Annotated in this window: 17 protein-coding genes and 2 pseudogenes; 5 read left to right on the top strand and 14 right to left on the bottom strand. The window is 39.4% G+C overall.

All coding sequences use genetic code 11. The annotated features are described in order from the left end of the window. Positions 1–547: 547 nt before the first annotated feature. The 3 genes from trhA to V7654_RS12430 all read right to left on the bottom strand — a co-directional run bounded on the left by trhA (position 548) and on the right by V7654_RS12430 (position 2,331). Complete coding sequence (gene trhA / locus V7654_RS12440; protein ID WP_335430655.1) at positions 548–1,186, bottom strand: PAQR family membrane homeostasis protein TrhA; 639 nt, start codon at positions 1,184–1,186, stop codon at positions 548–550. Positions 1,187–1,497: 311 nt separating this feature from the next. Then, positions 1,498–1,860 (bottom strand): hypothetical protein, encoded by a 363-nt coding sequence (locus tag V7654_RS12435; RefSeq protein ID WP_335430654.1) that lies wholly within the window; start codon positions 1,858–1,860, stop codon positions 1,498–1,500. 30 nt (positions 1,861–1,890) lie between these two features. Beyond that, positions 1,891–2,331 (bottom strand): DUF4275 family protein, encoded by a 441-nt coding sequence (locus V7654_RS12430; protein ID WP_335430652.1) that lies wholly within the window; start codon positions 2,329–2,331, stop codon positions 1,891–1,893. A 178-nt stretch (positions 2,332–2,509) separates the two neighbouring features. Between V7654_RS12430 and V7654_RS12425 the strand changes: the two genes are divergently transcribed. From V7654_RS12425 to V7654_RS12415, 3 genes and pseudogenes are all read left to right on the top strand, one after another. Further along, on the top strand, positions 2,510–3,220 hold the full coding sequence (locus tag V7654_RS12425; protein ID WP_335430651.1) for an SDR family NAD(P)-dependent oxidoreductase: 711 nt from the start codon (positions 2,510–2,512) through the stop codon (positions 3,218–3,220). Positions 3,221–3,239: 19 nt separating this feature from the next. After that, a pseudogene (locus tag V7654_RS12420) lies at positions 3,240–3,602 on the top strand (MerR family transcriptional regulator). A 150-nt stretch (positions 3,603–3,752) separates the two neighbouring features. Then, entirely contained in the window at positions 3,753–4,217 is a 465-nt protein-coding gene (locus V7654_RS12415; protein WP_335430650.1) for a DUF3291 domain-containing protein, read from the top strand. A gap of 77 nt (positions 4,218–4,294) precedes the next feature. Here the strand turns inward: V7654_RS12415 and V7654_RS12410 are convergent, their stop codons facing one another. After that, on the bottom strand, positions 4,295–6,397 hold the full coding sequence (locus V7654_RS12410; RefSeq protein WP_438825297.1) for a transglycosylase domain-containing protein: 2,103 nt from the start codon (positions 6,395–6,397) through the stop codon (positions 4,295–4,297). A gap of 349 nt (positions 6,398–6,746) precedes the next feature. Here V7654_RS12410 and V7654_RS12405 point away from each other — a divergent pair, with 349 nt between their 5' ends. Then, the gene (locus V7654_RS12405; RefSeq protein ID WP_335430649.1) at positions 6,747–7,259 is read left to right on the top strand and encodes a GNAT family N-acetyltransferase; all 513 of its coding nucleotides are present in this window, start codon (positions 6,747–6,749) and stop codon (positions 7,257–7,259) included. Positions 7,260–7,386: 127 nt separating this feature from the next. Here the strand turns inward: V7654_RS12405 and V7654_RS12400 are convergent, their stop codons facing one another. After that, positions 7,387–8,337 (bottom strand): ribose-phosphate diphosphokinase, encoded by a 951-nt coding sequence (locus tag V7654_RS12400; protein WP_335430647.1) that lies wholly within the window; start codon positions 8,335–8,337, stop codon positions 7,387–7,389. Positions 8,338–8,749: 412 nt separating this feature from the next. On the opposite strand from V7654_RS12400, the gene V7654_RS12395 reads away from it, so the two are divergent. After that, a complete protein-coding gene (locus tag V7654_RS12395; RefSeq protein WP_335430646.1) occupies positions 8,750–9,586 on the top strand; it encodes a DUF1206 domain-containing protein in 837 nt (278 codons plus the stop codon). A gap of 71 nt (positions 9,587–9,657) precedes the next feature. Here V7654_RS12395 and V7654_RS12390 read toward each other — a convergent pair whose 3' ends face one another. The 9 genes and pseudogenes from V7654_RS12390 to V7654_RS12350 all read right to left on the bottom strand — a co-directional run bounded on the left by V7654_RS12390 (position 9,658) and on the right by V7654_RS12350 (position 20,387). Further along, complete coding sequence (locus tag V7654_RS12390) at positions 9,658–10,773, bottom strand: DUF4179 domain-containing protein (protein ID WP_335430645.1); 1,116 nt, start codon at positions 10,771–10,773, stop codon at positions 9,658–9,660. Continuing rightward, positions 10,763–11,341 carry an RNA polymerase sigma factor gene (locus V7654_RS12385; protein WP_335430644.1) on the bottom strand — a complete coding sequence of 193 codons (579 nt, stop codon included), beginning with the start codon at positions 11,339–11,341 and terminating at the stop codon, positions 10,763–10,765. The genes V7654_RS12390 and V7654_RS12385 overlap by 11 nt, the downstream gene beginning before the upstream one ends. A gap of 383 nt (positions 11,342–11,724) precedes the next feature. After that, complete coding sequence (locus tag V7654_RS12380; RefSeq protein WP_335430643.1) at positions 11,725–12,576, bottom strand: DegV family protein; 852 nt, start codon at positions 12,574–12,576, stop codon at positions 11,725–11,727. A 477-nt stretch (positions 12,577–13,053) separates the two neighbouring features. Next, positions 13,054–13,808, bottom strand: a pseudogene (locus V7654_RS12375) (Gfo/Idh/MocA family protein); the annotation flags it as partial. Positions 13,809–13,928: 120 nt separating this feature from the next. After that, on the bottom strand, positions 13,929–14,291 hold the full coding sequence (locus V7654_RS12370; protein ID WP_335430641.1) for a DUF2294 domain-containing protein: 363 nt from the start codon (positions 14,289–14,291) through the stop codon (positions 13,929–13,931). Between the two features lie 94 nt (positions 14,292–14,385). Beyond that, entirely contained in the window at positions 14,386–14,862 is a 477-nt protein-coding gene (locus V7654_RS12365) for a DUF1641 domain-containing protein (protein ID WP_335430639.1), read from the bottom strand. After that, complete coding sequence (gene fdhF / locus V7654_RS12360) at positions 14,862–17,834, bottom strand: formate dehydrogenase subunit alpha (protein WP_438825292.1); 2,973 nt, start codon at positions 17,832–17,834, stop codon at positions 14,862–14,864. Before fdhF ends, V7654_RS12365 begins: the two co-directional genes overlap by 1 nt. 75 nt (positions 17,835–17,909) lie before the next feature. Further along, entirely contained in the window at positions 17,910–18,722 is an 813-nt protein-coding gene (locus V7654_RS12355; protein WP_335430638.1) for a formate/nitrite transporter family protein, read from the bottom strand. A gap of 1,032 nt (positions 18,723–19,754) precedes the next feature. Beyond that, the gene (locus V7654_RS12350; RefSeq protein ID WP_438825296.1) at positions 19,755–20,387 is read right to left on the bottom strand and encodes a copper homeostasis protein CutC; all 633 of its coding nucleotides are present in this window, start codon (positions 20,385–20,387) and stop codon (positions 19,755–19,757) included. Positions 20,388–20,455: the final 68 nt, after the last annotated feature.

Here is a 20,455-nt window from a genome sequence, read left to right as displayed (position 1 = left end):
TAAATAAATATAGCATAGTATTATTTAATATCTTTAAATATTTTATAGTTTTTATAAAACTTTAGGAATCTCAAATTAAATTACTATAGAGTTGTTGATACAAATAAAATTTCGGCCACTTAATTTTGAATTTATTTTGGCACTCATGAGATTATCCGTTTAGATTAATTTACACCTGTCCATAGTGTTAGGGTTTACTAGTTAACGATTCAAACACAAAAGGAAGAATAAGCCTATTCTCTGCATACTCTCCCTTTTCTCACGAAATTTCTTCAAGTTTTAATTTTCTAGGGCTGCTCTTCAATGAACAACTCCAGCTAAGTCTCTCCACTTACTCCTCCTTTCCGTCCCTTTCCCAATAAAATCCTTTTTAGCGGTTCATTCTGACAAATAGTACTCATGACCTTATAATGGTCAGGATACTTAATAATTCCCATTCAATCTCAATTAAAAATACATACAAAAAAACGGCAGTTAATTACTGCCGCGTTTGGGGTATTTCTACTTATCTTCTTTTGTTTAACATAAGCAGTTAGCTCCTGGAGCATCAAGGCAACAACGTCAAAACCGCAAAAAAGTGCATAATCGAAGCGGCAATGACAAACAGATGCCAAATTGCATGATGATAATGAAATCCCCGCCATACATAAAAAATGGCTCCTACTGTATACAAAACTCCTCCAATTACTAGAAACATTAATCCTTGAGCTGATACGTTTTCTTTCAATGGCCCCCAGGCAAACACGATCAGCCATCCCATTAAGACATATAATCCAGTAGATGTGTGCAAGAAGCGTTTAACGAACAACGATTTGAAGACCGTTCCGGCAATTGACAGACCCCAAACAATGCCAAACAGAGTCCAACCTAGTGCTCCTTTTACCGCAATGAATAGAAATGGTGTGTATGTACCGGCAATAAAAAAATAGATGGATGAATGGTCCATAATTTCAAAGACATCCTTTGCTTTACCGGGTGGGAAGCTGTGGACGAGTGTTGAGGATGTATAGAGCAGCACCATGGTCGCTCCGAATAAGGTGAAGCTTACGACATGCCATGCTGTTCCGTATAGTGAAGCAAATACGATCAGGATGACAAGGGCAGCGATGCTTAACAGTCCCCCGATTCCATGGATAATCGCATTTGCGATTTCTTCTCTCTTCGTAAATTCATGCACATTCGCCATACTTTTAAACTCCTTTGCTCTATATAACAAACGATCAGTGAGATCAATTTCTTCTATAATAGTAGAACATGAGTATATCATTAATGACTTTAATAAGTGAAAGGATAGGAATTAAGAGAAATGAGGTCTATATTCTTTTTGAATAGAAGGTGCTTAGTCTTTGGCCATTGGAATAAACCACAATTGTTCACACCTTAGGCGATTACTTGCATAAAAACTTCAGCGTTTAAATCCTTAAATCCCCTATCCTTCTTAAAACTCCAAGACATTTCCCTCTTAAATCACTTAACCATTTGCTTTTGATCAGTTCATCAAACACCAAAAGATGAATGAAGAAACCGTAGCATTAAGAAAAAGAATGCATTGTTCCACAAACTTGTGAGCCAGTTCCCTTGTTCAAAAACCAGGGTTGGAATAGCGACAAACAGCGCTCCAAGAAAAATGTGAAGCACAGCTGCTGCCATCCTCCTATACCCACCTGATCTTCTTGTTAGATAATCAGATAAGATAGAACATGGAATTCCATTGACTAAAAGCATCGGCAGGATGTACATACCTAAAAAGAGTCCTACTCCAAACTCTTCAATTAACGAATACAAGATGACCATAACCACCGTTGTAGCCAGTGCAGAGATTAATTTTCTGATAACCAAGGCCTTCCTCAGTTCTTTCACATTTTCTAATTACCATAGCCCAATTCCATCTCATTTTCTGCAAAAAAACGGGCCGATCCATCCTCTTTCATGGGTGACAACATATGTCCATTTAAACTCTTGGTCGACAACGTATAAGTCGGCATACTCGCCATCTGCCAGCAAAAGGTCTTTTGCCTTCAATTCTGAAGCATTCTCCACGTGCAACACGTCATCCGAATGCTGAAAGAAAATCAGGCAAGTATCTTTATATTGATGTTCGAAAGAAAGCTCTGCTTGTTCTTCCTTCTCACACTTTCTTTTCTCATAACTAAACACATGCCACAGATATCCACTTGCACCACTGTATGAATGAAGGTAGATATCCCTTTTTTCTGGAGGACTTAAGTGCGATGCAAAGTTTTCTTCCCACTTCTTCCTTAAATCATAACCAAAGTCGTCCGTTTTGCTGACTTGTAATTTTTTGCTTTTTAATTTGTGAAAGAAGTACATATTCTGCCTCCTCTTTGACCTTCTATAACATTCTACTTTTTTGTGATGTATTCCTTTAATTGATTTCTTGCCCAAATAAAGATGGTTGGATATGCAAAAATAAACCTTGACCTCAACTTAGGTTGAGGTTGTATCTTTTTATTTGAACCTATTTAAAAGAATCTTGGAGGAATGAAGAATGACGAAATTTGCATTTGTAACAGGAGCGAATAAAGGGATTGGGTATGAAGTTGTCCGCCAGTTGGCAGAAGAGAATTACACTGTATTCTTAGGAGCTCGGAATGAGGAACTTGGATTAAAAGCTGTGGAATCACTTGGTAAATCAAATGTTTCGTATGTAAAAGTAGATGTAACCGACACAGAATCCATTGAAAAGGCAAAGAATAAGATCGTTGAAGTGACAGATCACTTAGATCTGTTAATTAATACCGCTGGGATTGCACTCGATTTCGGGATCTCCCCTACTGAATTAAAAATAGACACGCTGCGTGAAGAATTCAATGTGAACTTCTTTGGAACGTTTCAGATGATCCAAACTTTTTTACCGATCATAAAAAATGCTCAACGCGGGAAAATTGTGAATGTGACGACCGATATGGCTTCGCAAACGATGTTTGACAATGGTCAGGCGGGGCATCTGAATTTATTAGGGTACAATTCATCTAAAACGGCTGCAAATGCCTTAACTTTATCCTTCGGGAAAGCATTTGGAATTGATGGGCCAGAGATTTTCAGCGTAACACCTGGCTTTACCTCTACTGACCTAAACGGTAACGCTCCAGGAGGCAAAACAACGTCCGAAGGTGCAAAGATTATTGTTGATTACGCATTAAGCGAAAACGGTTATAATGGAAAAATACTAAACAACAGTGGAATCATTCCATGGTAATCATGAAAAGGAAGATAAGATGAACTATACGATTGGTCAAGTCGCAAAAATGAAGGATTTATCCATCTCCTAATTACGTTACTATGATAACCAGGGCCTGTTCCCTTTCCTAAAAAGAACGGAAAAAGGCGATCGGGTTTTTGACGAGGACGCCTTGAAATTCATGGATTTCATTCTATGTTTAAAAGATACCGGTATGTCAATCAAGGACATAAAACGGTTTGTAGAATGGTCGATGATTGGGAAAGAAACGAATCTTCAACGGATCGAAATGATGAAACAACTAGAAATAAAGATTCAACAACAAATTCGTGAATCAGAAGAAAACCTCATCAAGATCCAGGAAAAGATTTTACGATTAGAACGAGAAATGCAAAACTGATCAGAGAAGACCAACGTTGCTAAACTGATGGTCTTCTTTGTGATCTTTAAAAGACAAAAAATAGTATTCAGCCAATAATTATTATACAGATAGGAATCAATCCCCTCTTAAAAGAATATAAGTAGGTAAAACTGTAAATGAGGGATAAACGTGGCTTTTGTTGCGATTTATACTGTCGGCAGGCTAAAACATTCAGCTGAACACCCCGCCTCACGTGAATTTTTTGAAGTTGGTGCTGAAGTTATGCGTGAAGCTGCAAAAACTGGTCATCTCGTAAAAGAATTCTCTCCTAATGGAAGGTATTTCCCTGAAAAAGAAAGCATAAGCCAGGGAACACCTTTTCTCACCTTGACAGTATGGAAAAGCCTATCAGCTATATATACTTTCTCTTACTCCGGCTTGCATAAGGAAGCTTTACAAAATAGAAAAAAGTGGTTTGGCACTCTTGAAGAAAGACAGCCAAATTATATCGTATGGTGGACGGATAAGGTAACTGATGTCTCATGGAAAGAAGCTTTTAAGAGATACGACTTATACCTAAAACATGGACCATCTCCTTTGGCATTTGATTTTAAACATGTTTTTGATGAAAATGGGGAAAAAACTGTGCTTTAAATCGTCATCTAAATGCAGAAAAGGCAATTACCTTTTCAGTAATTGCCTTCATTTTACCTCAATGCATTTGTCTTACATCAATGTTTCTTATGTTCTTTGTCTTTCTTTTTCCCTTTTCCTTTGCCTTTTTCCTTCGGCTCTTCCCCTCTCTTCTTATCTTCTTTATCCTTCTCTTCCTCTCTCTTCTTCTCCTCATCCTTTCTCTCTTGCTCTCTTCTATTTTTTTCTTCTTCTAGCGCTTTTTGCTGCTCTTCTTTTTTCCTTTGCTGTTCAACCAGCTTATTAATGGAGGACAGATCAAATTGTTTTTTTGAAAATTGATTTTGGAACTTAGAAAAGATCTCTTTAAAAATAAGGGTTACGGTAGAACCACTCGATTCTGTCAGGTAATGATTTTCATCCGTTTGGTCATATCCCATCCAGATGGCACCGACCATTTCTGGGGTGTAACCGACAAACCAATGATCCTTTGTTCCCTCTTCATTCCCAAAAGGAACCTCTGTCGTGCCCGTTTTTGCGGCAATCTCCCAGCCGTCAACTCTGGCACTTTTACCTGTGCCTTCTTCAACGACTCCTTTAAGCATGTAGGTCATTTTATCCGCTACTTTTTCATCGGTAACCTTCGTCGCATTATTATGCCATTTTCCGATCAGATTTCCTTCTGCATCCTCAATTCTTTTAATAGAGTGAGCCTCTGTCATTAATCCTTTGTTTGGAAATGCAGAATATGCCTGCGCCAATGTTAAAGGAGAAACACCCTTGTTCATTCCCCCGAGTGCCAGACCAAGCTGATGGTCTTCTTCCTCCACTTTTATCCCGAAACGCTCGACTGCGTTAATGCCGTACTTCACTCCCATTTTATCCAGCAGCCATACAGGAGGGACATTATAAGAATTGATGACCGCTTCATACATGGATACCTGTCCGCGGTATTGTCGATCGTAGTTCATGGGCTGATATCCGCCGAGATCCATTGGCATATCCTGAAGCATATCGAACATCTCATATCCTTGTTCCAGGGCAGGAGTATAAACGGCGAGTGGCTTCATCGTTGAACCCGGCTGCCTTTTAAGTTGAGTCGCCCGATTAAACCCTCGAAAAGTATGTTCCCCTCGGCCACCAACTATGGCCGTAATCCCTCCGGTTGATGGATTGATGAAAGCAGCCCCGCTCTGGATCAGTTGATCAGGCTTGCTTTCCGGAAACAAACTTTTATTCTTGTAAACTTCTTCAACAGCACCCTGAATTTCTGGATTCAGCTCCGTATAGATTCGCAGCCCGCCTGAAAGAATTTCATTTTCTGTCAGGTCGTACTTTTGGATGGCTTCTGCAATAATATGGTCAACATAATAAGGGTAATTCCCTTTGTAATCATCAATCTTCTTGCCTTCTAACACAATTTGCTGTTCTTTGGCTTTTTCCAGCTCCTTTTTACTGATGTAGCCCTCTTTCTCCATTAGTGTCAAAACTACATCTCTCCGCTCGACAGATTTATCCATGTCTTTAAAAGGAGACAAGATGGAAGGAGCCTTGATTAATCCTGCAATCATCGCTGATTCACTTAAATTTAGGTCACTTACATCCTTGCCAAAATAAGTCTGTGCTGCACGCTGAATTCCCCATGCACCTTCACCAAAATAAATCTGGTTCAGGTAACGTTCCATGATTTCATCTTTAGAGTACTTTTGCTCAATCTTTTTCGTAAGAATCAATTCTTTAAACTTTCTGGTATACGTACGTTCCTGTGTCAAAAATGCATTTTTCGCCAGCTGCTGGGTAAGCGTACTGCCTCCTGCAACAATTTCACCCTTGAATGTATTTTGCATGAATGCCTTGGCAATCGCGAAATAATTGATTCCACCATGCTTGTAAAATCTTTGATCTTCGGTAGAAACCACAGCATGTATCAGATGCTCCGGGATTTGTTTTATGCTAACTCCTTCAATATTGGAAGCTGCAACCTTGCTTGCAACCTGATCATTTTGATCCAAAATCATCGTAGGCTGCGGTGCAGGTTCTTCCAGTTTGCTGACATCACTGCTCCAAATCATGATATTTAGAATCAAAAATCCCAAAATGAGCAAAGCCCCACTAATGGCGATGACCTTCTTCATCGTACTTTTAGATTTAATATCATTCCAATTGATAATTGATTTCTTCCTTTGCTGCCTTCTTTCCATTCTCCCCAATTGCAATTCCCACCTTGTTTTCTTATGTTTAGTAACTAGTTGTTAAAAGGTGCCTTACATCTATATGAGTGCACCAAACAATTATATAGAATTATATTTTTTAGACCAATTATATAGGTTCGTTTTTAGGAATGGTTTTGTGGGGTTTTATATAAAGAACTGAAAGATGTGGTAAATACAACCTGGCGTGTTACAGTAGGTAAACTGTTTTTATCTAAAAATACCCATTTTACTTATTGCGAAACCACCTTTTTCCATTACTGTTTAACAAAGTTTGAATTTCTACTATAATCATAAACAGGGATCATCACCCATTATTCGCCGAAATGAGGTATGGAATGTGCAGGTTTTTGAAACGGAGCGTTTAAATGTCCGCTGGCTGGATGTTCGTGATTCGGAATTTATTTTACAACTATTGAATGAACCGGGATGGCTTCAGTATATAGGTGATAAAGGAATTCGGTCGATTGAGGATGCTGAGAATTATATTTTGTCTGGTCCAAGGAGCATGTACGAACGGCACGGGTTCGGGCTATTTGTGGCTGAACTCAAAGAAACCCATATACCAATAGGATTATGCGGATTGATCAAACGGGATGGGTTGGAGGATGTGGATCTAGGCTTTGCTTTCCTTGCAGCACATCAATCCAAAGGATATGCCTATGAAGCGGCTAAGGGTACAGTGGAATATGCGAGGAAATTGGGTATAGACAGGCTTGTTGCCATCACCACAAAAGATAACACTGCTTCTTCAAAGCTACTGGAAAAACTCGGGATGGAGCTTGAAGGGTATGTGACTCTTCCTAATGATACTGAAGAATTGAAGTTTTATGGTATTGATCTGGAAGCATGATTATTATCAAGATAAGTAAAATGAACAGGATGGTTCTCAGATGAATCCTTGGAATGGTTGGGGACTATATGTTCATTATAAAATTCAAGCCAACTCACATTTAATGTAGTTGGCTTGATTTTTATATTTATTCAAATAGAGGACTTACTGCTTTTTCATTATGAATACGGTCGATTGCATCCACAAGCAATGGTGCAATTGATAAGGTTGTAATTTTATTGATCATTTTCTCTTCTGGAAGCTCAATTGAATTCGTGACTACTAATTCTTTTATTGCTGATGCTTCTATTCTACTAATTGCTGCTCCGGAAAGCACAGCGTGAGTGCAGCATGCATACACTGCTTTTGCTCCTTTTTCCATTAATGCATTAGCTGCTAAAGTTATTGTGCCGGCTGTATCGATCATATCATCAATTAGAATTGCATTTTTTCCTTCAATGTTACCAACAATGTTCATAACTTCTACAACATTCGGCTGTGGACGGCGTTTATCTACTAATGCGATAGGTGCATGTAAACGGTTCGCCAATTTTCTAGCTCTGACTACCCCGCCATTATCTGGGGCAACCACCACAATATCCTCTAATCCTTTATTCTCGAAATATTGAGCAAGGATCGGGACACCTACTAATTGGTCAACGGGTATATCGAAAAATCCTTGTATTTGCGGAGCGTGAAGGTCAATGGTAAGAATTCTGTCTGCTCCAGCTGTTACTAGAAGGTTTGCTACTAGTTTTGCTGTAATCGGTTCCCGGGAACGTGCTTTTCGGTCTTGTCTTGCATATCCGTAGTAAGGAATCACGACATTGATTGTTTTAGCTGAGGCTCTTTTCAATGCATCAATCATGATGAGAAGTTCCATAAGATGTTCATTGCCAGGCTGTGAAGTCGACTGAACCAAATAAACATCACTTCCACGAACACTTTCTTCTATATTAATCTGAATTTCCCCATCACTAAATCGAGTGACAGAGCTTTTCCCTAACTCGCATCCTAAAAGTGATGCCATTTCTGCTGCTAATTTAGGGTTGGAATTCAAACTAAACATTTTAAAACGGTTTGATAATTGATAAGCCAATGTAAGTCCTCCAAGATCTATGATTTAAACCAACTCAATTAATATTTTACCATAATTCATGAAAGCGGTTCCTATCTATTTTTAACCTTTTCTATTTCAACGGTTCAATTCGCCAGCTCATTTTTTGCTCTATACAGGTGAATAGCTATTTGATAAGACTTTCATTATTTCCATGCAAGACTTGGCTATAGATTTTCTAAAACCAATGATTCAAAGAAATTAACGACGAAGAAATAAATAAAAGTTGATGCTCAGCAGTTTCCGGAATGAATAATAGCGAGTTTTTTACTTTTACTCCAACAATATTATTTAGAGGCTCGACTTGTCTTGCTGGAAGAATAATAGTAGTTTCTTTTTACTGTAAAACGGGAACTTCATGTAGTAAAAGAATAATATAGGAAGTGAACATTATATGAATTCACCCTCAACAATAGAAGTAAATGATAAATTAAGAGAAGCGAAGCCGTGGGTACGCCGTTTTGGCCGGTTAGGTTATTGGGCGAAAGGTCTTGTGTACGTGATGATTGGGGTACTCGCAGCTTTAGCAGCAATCGGACCTAGCGGAGATACGACTGGGACTTCTGGTGCTCTCCAATCCCTTTCCGCAATGCCATTTGGTGAAGTTGGGTTATGGTTCATTGGAATTGGTTTAATCGGTTATATCTTATGGAATTTTATTAAAGCGATTAAGGATCCTGAAAATGAAGGAAGAGATGCAAAAGGTCTGATTAAAAGAACGGGTTATTTCATCAGTGGACTCATTTATACGAGTCTAGCATTTGGTGCCATAAAATTAGCTAGTCACACAGGGAACGCTGGCAGTGAAAACTCGCACAAGACGATCTCCGCTAAGTTAATGGAACAGCCATTTGGCGTATGGTTAGTAGGATTACTAGGAGCCATAATTATTGGATACGGTGTTTACGAACTTTATAGTGGTTTTAAAGAAAAATTCATGCCTAAATTCAAAACCTATGAAATGAATGATCACGAACGGAAAATTGCACGTTGGTCAGGTAAAATCGGTCTGATTTCACGAGGGATTGTTCTAAGCATGGTCGGATTTTTCTTCATCCGCACAGCCTACACACATAATCCCAACGAATCAAAAGGACTTGGCGGTGCTCTAACAGAATTAGCAAACCAGCCATTCGGACAGTTTTTACTGGCTATTGTGGCAGTTGGACTCATTTTATATGGAGTCTACCAAATCATCCGCGGACGCTATCAGCATATGAATTTTGGATAAGAAGCACAGGGACGTACCTTTTGCTTCTACAAGGTAAAAGACCAGGACAAGAACTCCTGGTCTTTTGCATTTTATTTAAAGTGCTTCTCTCCATCATCAACAACAAATTCTTTTTTATCCTTTGTCCTAACGACAATCTTATAAGGATCTTCCTTAACATGTGGCCAAATTTCATCTGACTTGATAAATTCCTCGGCCATCGAATATAAATCGCTGGCGTGTTCGACAGCCCCTTCGTCCGTGCTCTTCATCTTCATTGTGATGAAAATTCTCATCAAGCCTTCTTTACTCTGATAGCCGACACCTGACACATTGTATTTTTTATACGTTTTAAATTCATGAGCGATGCCTGAAACTGCGTCACTCCAGCGAGCATATTGTTCACGTTTGGCCAGATTGTACTTCCTGATCTTCACCTCAACATAGTCCTTGCCGCCTGCAGCGAGCGCATCTTCTACAGCCTTTTTAATTTCATCCACTTTTTCTTGCTTTTCATGACTCGGTATTTCAAGCTCAACCGAGTCACTCATATAACCAAAACCGTTATTATAATTAAATGGCTTTAAAGCAGCCTGGACGATATCAAACACTTCTTCACTTTCCTTTTCGATTTCGGCCTGTTCCTGCTGCCATTCTTCAGATGGTTCATGATGTTTCCTTACCTTGATATAATAATCCTCGATTCTCGTCCCTTTGAACTCCTTGCTCTGGACAATGGAAAGACCGATTTTTTTCACACCAGCTTCCATATCTTTGACCTGATTTTCAGATGCATCCAATGTAACGAGGATTCCTTCCTTTTTGCCACCGACGTGCTGGTTCACTTGCTTAACAGGATACCCTTCTTTTTCCAAAGCTTGAGTTAAGCGCTCCGTCAGGTTTTGCTCATGGCTATCAAAGATCGAGCTTAACGGCGGAATCTTAGCTACCATCTTAGCCATTGTTGGTGATACAAACCCTGAGCCAACAAATAGCAAGAAGCTAGCAGCTACTGCAGCTGTTGCCACCCCTGCCTTTTTCCAAACGGTCCATGGCTTTTTCAATGCTTTATTAAATTCTTCAAGCTCACTGGCTACCCTCTCTATCCTCGCATGATCAAATTCTCCAGCCGCGAATCTCCCTGGCAAATTCTTTGTAAACTTCTCAAGCGAAACAGAGACCTGCAGTTCATCTTTTTCATATCCCATAAGACTGCTCCTCCTTATGATAGTGGTGATGCTTTTCCATGAGTTCTCCAAGCTTTTTCCTGCCCCGGGACAACCTTGTTTTTACCGTATTGCTGTTTTCATTGAGAATTATGCTGATTTCCTTTACTGATAAGTTTTCAAAATAATACAGCAGCAGTGGGACGCGCTGTTCATCCTTTAAATAGGTGATCAGCTGCAGCATTTCTTGTCTTGTTTCCTTTTCAACGGCCTTTTCCTGAGCTGACTCGGACTTCATCTTGGAGATAGCTTCTGGATTCTCCTCTAGATCAGTAAACTGATTTCGCTTTTGCTTCCGATACACGTCGATCGAACGGGTATAGACGAGCCGGTAAAACCATGCTTTAAAATGGCGGATTTCCACATTTCGCATAATACTGAGATAGCAGTCCTCCAAGGCAATCTGGACAGCATCCTCTGCCAGCTCCCTCGAACCAAGGATGAGATAAGCCGTCTTATAAGCAGAAGAAAGTAGATGTTCGACCAGGTGGCTGAACGCTTCCCCATTCCCTTCCCTGATTTGATTGAATAATTTCTTTTCCTCACTCAACTGGGCAACCTCCAATATTTATTTTCACTAGTATGTCGTTCAGACTAGGTATGTTGGTTTCATTTTCCGTAAAAAAATATGTAAAAGCATGGGACGTACCCAGTGCTTCTTCCTACTACGTATACCAATAAATACTACAGATTGTTTTTTGAATTCACTAATGTAATAACTCAAAAAAAAGGATAGTAACCAATTTAAAAGTCACTATCCATTTGCTACATTCTATTAAAAAAAATATACGGATAAGCCCCCCGATACAATACCTTGTAATGGCCAATGAATCCATAGATATAATGAACCTGCATGCGATTCTGAGGGAATAAGACGGTACATTAAAGATAATCAAGGTTTTAGTATGAGTCCGATGTAAGGAATATTCCCTCCTAGACTTCTAATCCTGCAATCCCGAATCCCCCAGGTCCAGCGTGAGTAGAAATCATGGCACCGGCTTGGATCCATTTTACATTTTGGAATCCTGTTTCTTTGGCGACTTCATCCATCCGCTGCTTGATATTTTCATCAAGTCCGATTGAGTATATGAAATAAAGTTGTTCTCTATCTATGCTGTATTCACTTAAATAATCTTGCATGAGTTTTTCCGCAACTCCGCTCATTTTCCCACGATATTTTTTAGTAGAAACAAGCTTTCCTTCAATTAACTCGATGCATGGCTTTATTTTTAACAAAGCCCCTCCTAGGTAAGCTATATTACTTACGCGTCCACCCGCTCTTAAAAACTCTAAGCTGCCAGGAAGGAAAGCCAGTCTTGATTTAGGAACCATAGACTCAATTTTTTCTGCTAAGCGAACAGGTTCAATGAGTGGTTCTTTCTCTAACAAAGTAGCAGCATACATCACAATTGCAGATAGTCCACCTGTAACGTTCAGAGCATCAATTAGAAAAAGGTCTTCAAAATCTTCCGCTGCGATCATCGCGTTTTGAAAGGAAGAAGATGCCTTTGACGTATAACCAATATGAATAACGATGCAATCAGGAAAATCTGTTTTTATCTTCGTGAAAAAATCGTGATATTCGTGGGCATTAGTGGAAGTTGTAGAGGGTATTTTTTTTGTACGATTATAATAATCATAAATCTCATTAACAGGTAAAGAACCATCTAAATAATCCTTTCCTTCCAGTACGATATGCATCGGAACTACCTTAATGGCATATTTACTAGCTAAATCTTCAGGTAAATCGGCTCCGCTCTCTGTCGATAAAACAATCCTTCTCACTTCATTTCCTCCCCTAATATATCTTTAAGCTTGTCTTTTCTTACTTCATTATTATGACCTATCCTAACTATACAATAGAAATGAAACTGAAGTAGGTAAACCTCTTTAATAAAATGAATATTTTCATTTTGCAAAAATGCACTCTCCCTATCAAATATTCTCTCGAACATGAAACAGAGAGTTCACTATCCAAGAGGTCACCATTCAATTCAAATGAAAACATACATTTTTCCAAGGGGAACAGGCACTTATTTTATTATTATTAGATGACATTGTTACTACTCCTTTTTATGGCTTACAAAGTGATTGCACACAGATTGATCTAGTAGTGTTTACCGTATAATTAATTTAATCGTTACACGTTAATAAATATCGCCTGATTGTTGAAGAACTCTATTTTCTACACGGTTCTCCGTTACTTATTTAAGTGAGGGTTAATAATAAAAAAAGAAAATCCCTCCTTATAAGATAATTTCTTTAAGGAGGGACTCTATTTAAATAAACAACCCTATTTAATTCTGCTGCTTCTATAATCCCTAAAATGACTTTTAGAAAAGATAATGCATCTTCCCCTGTTACAAATGGGGAATGATCAAGACGGACACATTCAATAAAGGAATCGATAACACCACTGTTCGTCTGGTTACTGTTGGTTTGAATACTTTCAACTTGGTACTGTACTTTCTCGCGATCTGTAATCACTTCCAATTGGTATTGATCACTATGATAGATTTTCAAAATCCCTTTTTCACAATAGATAATAGTACTATTGTCTTCTTCTCCGTAATAGGTCCAAGAAAAAGATGCTGTACCCAAACGACCTTTTTTCGTTTTTAAACTACATACTATGTTATCGCATACTTCTATAGGTTCGCCCTTTTCATTAATTTTGTCGAGCGCTCCTTGAAAAGCACTAACCGGCTCGATTTCGTCATCTAATAAGTATTGTAATAAATCAACTTTATGAATCCCCAAATCTCCAGCAACACCAAGACCTGAGCGTTCCTTTTTAAAGAACCACGTTGAGTTTGATTTATTGACACCCCAATGCTCTGGTCCAAAGTGTCCAAAAGTCGTTCTAAATGTAAGTAATTTCCAAGTTCTTTATTCTGTATGATTTCTTTATCTTTTTGATGGGCACGAGTAAACCGTTGATTATGATCTACCATTAATTTTTTCCCGGATTGCATCTGGGCATCGACTATTTCTTTCGCATTTTCAGCCGTTAGGGAGTTGCCCATTTAGGACAAAGGTTATTGGATATTATGTGACAATGCGATCCGTTACTCTGTTTATGACTCTCTCTTCATACCGCCAAATGCTGCTTTTCATTTTCATTGTCTGATTCGTACTTAATTCCCAGTTCCTTCAATCGGCTGGTCAAAAACGAATACAGTCATTGCAACATCTTCTTTAATATTAATATCAGAAAATAACCGAAGTACTTTTGCACCCATTAAGTTTTCAAATCTTAAAAGAACTTCTGGCTTTTTGTATATTTCCTTAACAAATCTTGTTCTCGTTTCATGGACCATTTCTTCACCATGGTTTGAAGTAAGCATGAACTTCTCCACATTTGTGAGGTTTCCTTTCATTTCAGTGACCGCCCAAGAACCGATAAATTTGGTGGTGATTTCCTTTGGGCCATTTCCCACATATTCTTTTCTAATTTCGCGAATAAGCATACTAAATTGATGCTCCATATTTTTTGCCATTTCATGATCCTCCTTATCCTGCCACTTAGTTTGATTCTAAAGAGGAAACCCATTCATTACATGAACGAATGGGTTTGCTTTTTCTTTGTATATACTATTTTAAACCTTCGCCCATACCTTTTAAAAGATTAAATCCAAATCCTATCGCCCGATTTATATCAGGATCCTTTATAGCCTTCATTAGGTCAAAAAGTCCAACTTTGGAATCTTCTGCTAACCCCTGCTGAGCCTTTTGCAATCCATTCGTCAGACCTTTAGCGAGCTTACCTGTTGTTTCAGGGTCCAATTCAGTAAGTATACCGCCTGCGGCCATCGCATTATTGATCATTTTTGTGACTGGTTCGCGTGAAAGCTGACCGACAGCAATTTTTGCTGCCTTTTCTTTTGTTTTTAGCAAGCTTCCTAAAGCGTCCATGATCCCACTATCGTGTAATTCCTGAAGCAAATTTAAGGTCTCGAGCAATGAATCCTTGTTATCCGCAACCCCGGAGAGAAGATAATCCAGGGATTGCATTTTCTTTTGTTCTTCTGTCAGTTCTGTCTTTTGAACGATTTTTATCGGCTTTGCCATTACGCATTCCTCCTGTCATAGAAACCAGGTTCAATATGCTCATTGGTACTAGCAATCGGAACGTAATCACCGCGTTCCCACTTACGGTATATTTCAAGCCCCTTTTGCGGCGTACGAGTGGCATTACGCGGATTGTACCTTGGCAGCGGATTTTCTCCGTTGATTGCAAGGACCTCCATCCGTACTTTTGTTTGTTTATATGCTGGTGTATGTGTCACGACATCCACTGCTCCACCCGTAAGAAGATTAACCGCACTCTCGTGGCTTGAGGAATGCATTGGAACATAGACCGTTTTTCCTTCCACACGATCTGTTACTAGAACTGGCAGCTTAATCGCTCCATACGGTGATACAAGACGAACAAGTGAACCGTCTTTTACGCCTCGTTCTTTCGCTAGTTCCGGTGATGTTTCCACGAACACTTTTGGGAATTTGTAGTTAAGTCCTTCTGATTTCTGAGTTAAGTTTCCTTCATGGAAGTGCTCCAACAGACGTCCATTATCTAACGCGAGATCGAATTCCTGTGGGAACTCCATTGGCGGAATATAATCAAACAAACCGAAACGTGCTTTTTTATCTGGAAAATTAAAGCCGTTTTCGAAAAGGAGCGGCGTGTTGGATCCATCAAGTGAGCCCCAGTGGAAACTGTTCCACCCTTCCAGAACATCATAATTACACTGGCTGAAGAAAGGAGTTAAGCCTGCCATTTCATCAAAAATCTCACTTGGATGCGTATAACTCCAATCAAAGCCCATCTTTTTAGCGAGCTGTGTCAGAATCCACCAGTCTGGTTTACTATTGCCTAGAGCCTGTAATGCTTGGTACAAACGCTGCACACGGCGCTCGGTATTGGTAAACGTTCCATCCTTTTCAAGAGACGGAGCACCTGGCAAGATAACATCTGCAAATTGAGCGGTTGTGGTTAAGAAGATTTCTTGAACAACAAGGAAATCTAACTTCGCAAGCATCGCCTGTGTATGGTTCGAGTCCGCATCAACCCATGCCATATCCTCACCAGCTATAAACATCGCCTTCATCTCGCCTTTATCGACAGCACCGAGCATTTCTATATTGTCAAGTCCAGGATTTTTAGGAATTTTCACCCCATAAGCCTTTTCAAATTTTTCACGGAATTCAACATTTGTTACGGATTGATAGCCAGGGAAGATATTTGGCATTGTTCCCATATCTGCCGCACCTTGGACATTATTATGTCCGCGTAATGGGTAAGCACCAGCGTTTGGACGCATCATGTTGCCTGTTGCAAGAAGCAAATTCGCAATAGCCACAGAAGTGTGTGAACCCGCGATATTTTGCGTTACACCCATTCCCCAGCAAATCACGGTTCCATCCGCATCCCTGATCATTTCTGCCATTTGTATTAGGGTTTCTTCCGAAATACCAGTAATATTCTCGGCCTCTTCCAAACTATAAGGCTCCATCATTTCCAAAAATTCATCATAGTGATTCACATGTTCTGTAATAAATTTCTCATCATGCCAGCCTTGGTCAATCATATACTTCGTAATAGCAGAAAGCCATACATAGTCCGTCCCTTGTTTTGGACGAACGAACAAGTCTGCACGGTCACCCATTTCATGTCTGCGCACATCCACGGTGATTAATTTCTGACCGTGAAGTTTCTGCGCCCGCTTAATACGTGTGGCAAGTACAGGATGTCCTTCTGCAGGTGCGCATCCCACGAGCATGACAAGCCCTGCACCTGCGATATCCTGAATCGTTCCAGAGTCCCCGCCAATGCCTCCAGTTTGCTGTAACCCCCATGAAGCCGGTGACTGGCAATAACGAGAGCAGTTGTCCACATTATTCGTACCAAATACTTGACGTGCCAGCTTTTGGATGAGGTAATTTTCCTCGTTTGTAATTTTTGATGAAGAAATGAAACCAATGGCATCACTGCCGTACGTTTCTTTAATACCGCCCAGCTTCTCCGCCACTAAAGAAAGAGCCTCATCCCAGCTTGCTTCCACAAACACATCACCCTTACGGATTAAAGGTGATGTAATTCGTTCTTGAGAATTGACAAAATCCCAGCCGAATTTTCCTTTTACACAGGTTGAAACACTGTTTACAGGAGCGTTTTCAGATGGTTCAATTTTAAGGATTTCACGGTCTTTTGTCCAAACTTCAAAGGAACAGCCTACACCGCAGAACGTACAAACCGTTTTTGTTTTCTCTATTTTCGTTTCACGCATGGCTGCTTCTATTTCTGAAACGGCCATGATTGTTTGATAATCAGGCTCTACTGCTTTGACGATGTCAATCATTGGTGTAAGCAAGTCATCGGAAATCCCTGTCATGAATCCTGCATTTCCAATCATTGATTTTTCCATCAATGCGTTACAAGGACAAACCGTTACACATTGTCCGCAGGATACACAAGAGGACTCATTAATGCTTTTTCCTCCATCCCATAATACGCGCGGCTGCCCGCTTTCCCAGTTGATGGTTAGCGTTTCATTCACTTGAAGATCCTGACAGGTTTCCACACATCGCCCGCACAAAATACATTGATCAGGATCGTAACGATAAAACGGGTGAGACACATCTACTTCATGCCCCTTAGAACGATGGGGTCGAGTTTGGTGTTCAATCCCCATTAGTTCTGCTGTATTATGTACTCGACAATTGCCATTGTTATTGTCACATACAGTACAATATAATAAATGGTTTTCCAGTATACGATCCATTGCTTCCTCTTGAGCCTTCGTCGCAAGCTCCGATGACGTCAAAATGTCCATACCTTCTTCGATCTCAGTGGAACATGCACGCATGATGCTGCCATTTACTTCACACATACACGTATCACAGCTCTGTACCGGTCCAAGAACTTCAGAATAGCAAATGTGCGGATGCTCCATATCTTGTTTTAGTAAATAATCTATAATACGAGTCCCTTTTTCCACTTGGTGTGCTGTTCCGTTAATAAGAACGTCCACTTTTTCCTTCACTGTAAATCCTCCTTAGTAAAAAACAAAGAAATCTATTGTACTTCAAAACAGAAGATTACTATTATTGAATAGTTGTTAACTTGCTTTCTTAATACTTACCCTTGCTTTCGATAGTGTTTGAAGGGAATCCTTGTGAACCATCCAATAGATTAAAGCTACAAAGACACCGCCGCCAATCGCATTTCCAATGATAACCGGAACAAAGTTAGCTAAATAATCCCCCCAGGTGAAGTGCCCCGCAAAGATTGCTGCAGGGATGACAAACATGTTGGCCACAACGTGCTGAAAACCAATCGCTACAAACGCCATAATCGGAAACCAAATAGCAAGTATTTTTCCGCCGATATCATCTGCCCCAAAAGCCAGCCAAACGCCTAAACAAACGAGCCAGTTACACCCAATAGCGGAAATTAAGGTCTTAATAAATGTTTCATCGATTTTCGCTTCTGCAATCGCAACGGTTTTGGTCAGGAATACACCTGTTTCCGTTAATCCAACTATGTGTCCAAAAAAATAAGCAACAGAGATTGCTCCAATAAAATTACTAACTAAAACTAACAGCCAATTTTTACCCAGTTGTTTTAGTGTGGCGCGCTTTGCTAGAACGGCAATCGGAAGTGCCATCATATTTCCCGTCAACAATTCTCCACCTGCGATAATGATTAACATTAGACCCACTGGGAAAACTGCTCCACCTAAAAGCGAGCTGAAGGAACCCCATTCCTGTGGTAAGTTTGCAATAACTCGAATGTCTAATAAGAAACCAAATGAAATAAAGGCTCCACCTAAAAACCCTAATAATAGTGTATGAGCAGGCCGCATTGAGGCCTTCTTCATTCCAGCTTCAACCGCTAATTCCGCGATCTGCTGTGAACTGTGAAACGCCATATTCTTATCCTCCAATAATTGATTTTATAGTGTTTTTTAAAACATAAGGACAATAATCCACCTCTTTGATCACAGTTTTAAAAGTAAATGTGAATTGAAAGCCGCGGAAGAATGAGAACGCAAAAAAGCCCACTATAAATCGGTTCACATGCCAATACATGTACCGTTTTACAGTGGGCTGAAAGCTAAGCATTGTTTTATACTAGCAATCCTTCCGCACAGACACAATGGAAAAACAGGATTTAAAGTCAATCTTCATTAACCTACATCAATGAACTTTCCATTCTCTACAAATCTTTTTAACTTTAACATAGATTTATTGTATTGTGAACATTTTATGGACATTTGCATTTTATAAAAATTATAGGAATATTCATAAAAATATATGTTTTAATATTGCAGTTTTCCCAGGAACTATAAGGTCGCAATCCATTTCCCCCTTCTTTTAACGGGTGTGCCCCATGTTTTCCAGGTGAATAGACTTGATTTTTTAACAACTTATTAGCATGGTTAAGTGGCTGTCCAACAATGGAAGCAATTCTCTCAGATATTTGTTGAACATTTTCGTTAAAATTGTGTTCTAACCAAGCTTGTTCTGTGTGTTAGAGAATTTTTTTCAAGTATCCAACCACAGCTGACCGTTGAAGTTTCCCTTAAGGCAAAACTGTTAGCTCTTTACATTCCATTGGGTTTGCTGCATTTTCAAAATAAGCTATAAAGGAGGTTTGATAATGGTGGATATTGGATGACCTCTTCATTGTTATTAACCCTATCCTCTACATTACGTAATGGATGTATTTAGAGTGCATGTAGTTTACGCTTAATGATATCCAAACTGCTCTAAATCCGAATAAAAAAGAGAGAGAAGTATCATTACCTCTCCCTTTTCAGATTTTCATGTCCCAACTTAGTATCATATTTTAAAACCATCAAAAAAACCGTACCTATTTATGATACGGTTCACTACTAAATATCTAAGTGAGGTTTATTAAGAAATGGTTTGATTACTGAAGTATGAGAAGCGTTACCCCTTCAATCGACTATTTTTGTCCCATGAACTTCTCTAATATTTATGGCGGATGTGATTGAGTGAAGGTTTTTATTAGTAATTCCGCCACCAGGGAGTATAATGATTCTTCCATCTGCATAGTCTATATATTCCTTCAACCTGACTAGGTTATCCTCGATTTTAGTATCTAACGGACCTCCATGGGTTAAGATTCGATTTACCCCGTGTCCCACAAGCCAATCAATCGCTTTAAACTGATTTCCAGGGCTTATTTGGTCAAACGCCATGTGAAATGTTACCTCTAGTCCATTTGCTAAATCTAGTAAGGTGACCATAGCCTCTTCATCAATCCAGCCAGTGTCATTTAAGCAACCCAGCACCACTCCATCTGTTCCTAATTCCTTCAAATGGACAAGATCCCGCTTTATCATTTCCTTTTCTTCTTTACTATAAATAAAGTTCCCGCCTCTTGGCCTTATCATGGTCATAACCTTAATGTTTTTACCGTGGCAGTAGTTAATAGCTACTACCGCTACACCGTGACTTACTGTTGTACCTCCTACAATAAGGTTGTCACAAAGTTCAATCCTGCCAGCCCCATTAGCAATTAATTTGGGGATATTCGTAAAATTTTCTACACAGACTTCTTTAAGCATACTTACATCCACCTTATGAAGTTCAACTGAGGAAATCAACATTTACAAATAGCTTTTCTTTCATTATT

Source organism: Bacillus sp. JJ1609 (assembly GCF_036967045.1).
Lineage (GTDB): Bacteria > Bacillota > Bacilli > Bacillales > Cytobacillaceae > Mesobacillus.
Note: the sequence above shows the minus strand (reverse complement) of the source record. Positions and strands in the feature narration are given on the sequence as shown.

Coding starts and splice junctions, on each gene's coding strand:
- V7654_RS12365 (WP_335430639.1), bottom strand. CDS start 14,862: ATGGCAAAGCCGATAAAAATCGTTCAAAAGACAGAACTGACAGAAGAA.
- V7654_RS12425 (WP_335430651.1), top strand. CDS start 2,510: ATGACGAAATTTGCATTTGTAACAGGAGCGAATAAAGGGATTGGGTAT.
- trhA (WP_335430655.1), bottom strand. CDS start 1,186: ATGGCGAATGTGCATGAATTTACGAAGAGAGAAGAAATCGCAAATGCG.
- V7654_RS12370 (WP_335430641.1), bottom strand. CDS start 14,291: ATGGCAAAAAATATGGAGCATCAATTTAGTATGCTTATTCGCGAAATT.
- V7654_RS12355 (WP_335430638.1), bottom strand. CDS start 18,722: ATGGCGTTTCACAGTTCACAGCAGATCGCGGAATTAGCGGTTGAAGCT.
- V7654_RS12410 (WP_438825297.1), bottom strand. CDS start 6,397: ATGGAAAGAAGGCAGCAAAGGAAGAAATCAATTATCAATTGGAATGAT.
- V7654_RS12350 (WP_438825296.1), bottom strand. CDS start 20,387: ATGCTTAAAGAAGTCTGTGTAGAAAATTTTACGAATATCCCCAAATTA.
- V7654_RS12395 (WP_335430646.1), top strand. CDS start 8,750: ATGAATTCACCCTCAACAATAGAAGTAAATGATAAATTAAGAGAAGCG.
- V7654_RS12390 (WP_335430645.1), bottom strand. CDS start 10,773: ATGGGATATGAAAAAGATGAACTGCAGGTCTCTGTTTCGCTTGAGAAG.
- V7654_RS12430 (WP_335430652.1), bottom strand. CDS start 2,331: ATGTACTTCTTTCACAAATTAAAAAGCAAAAAATTACAAGTCAGCAAA.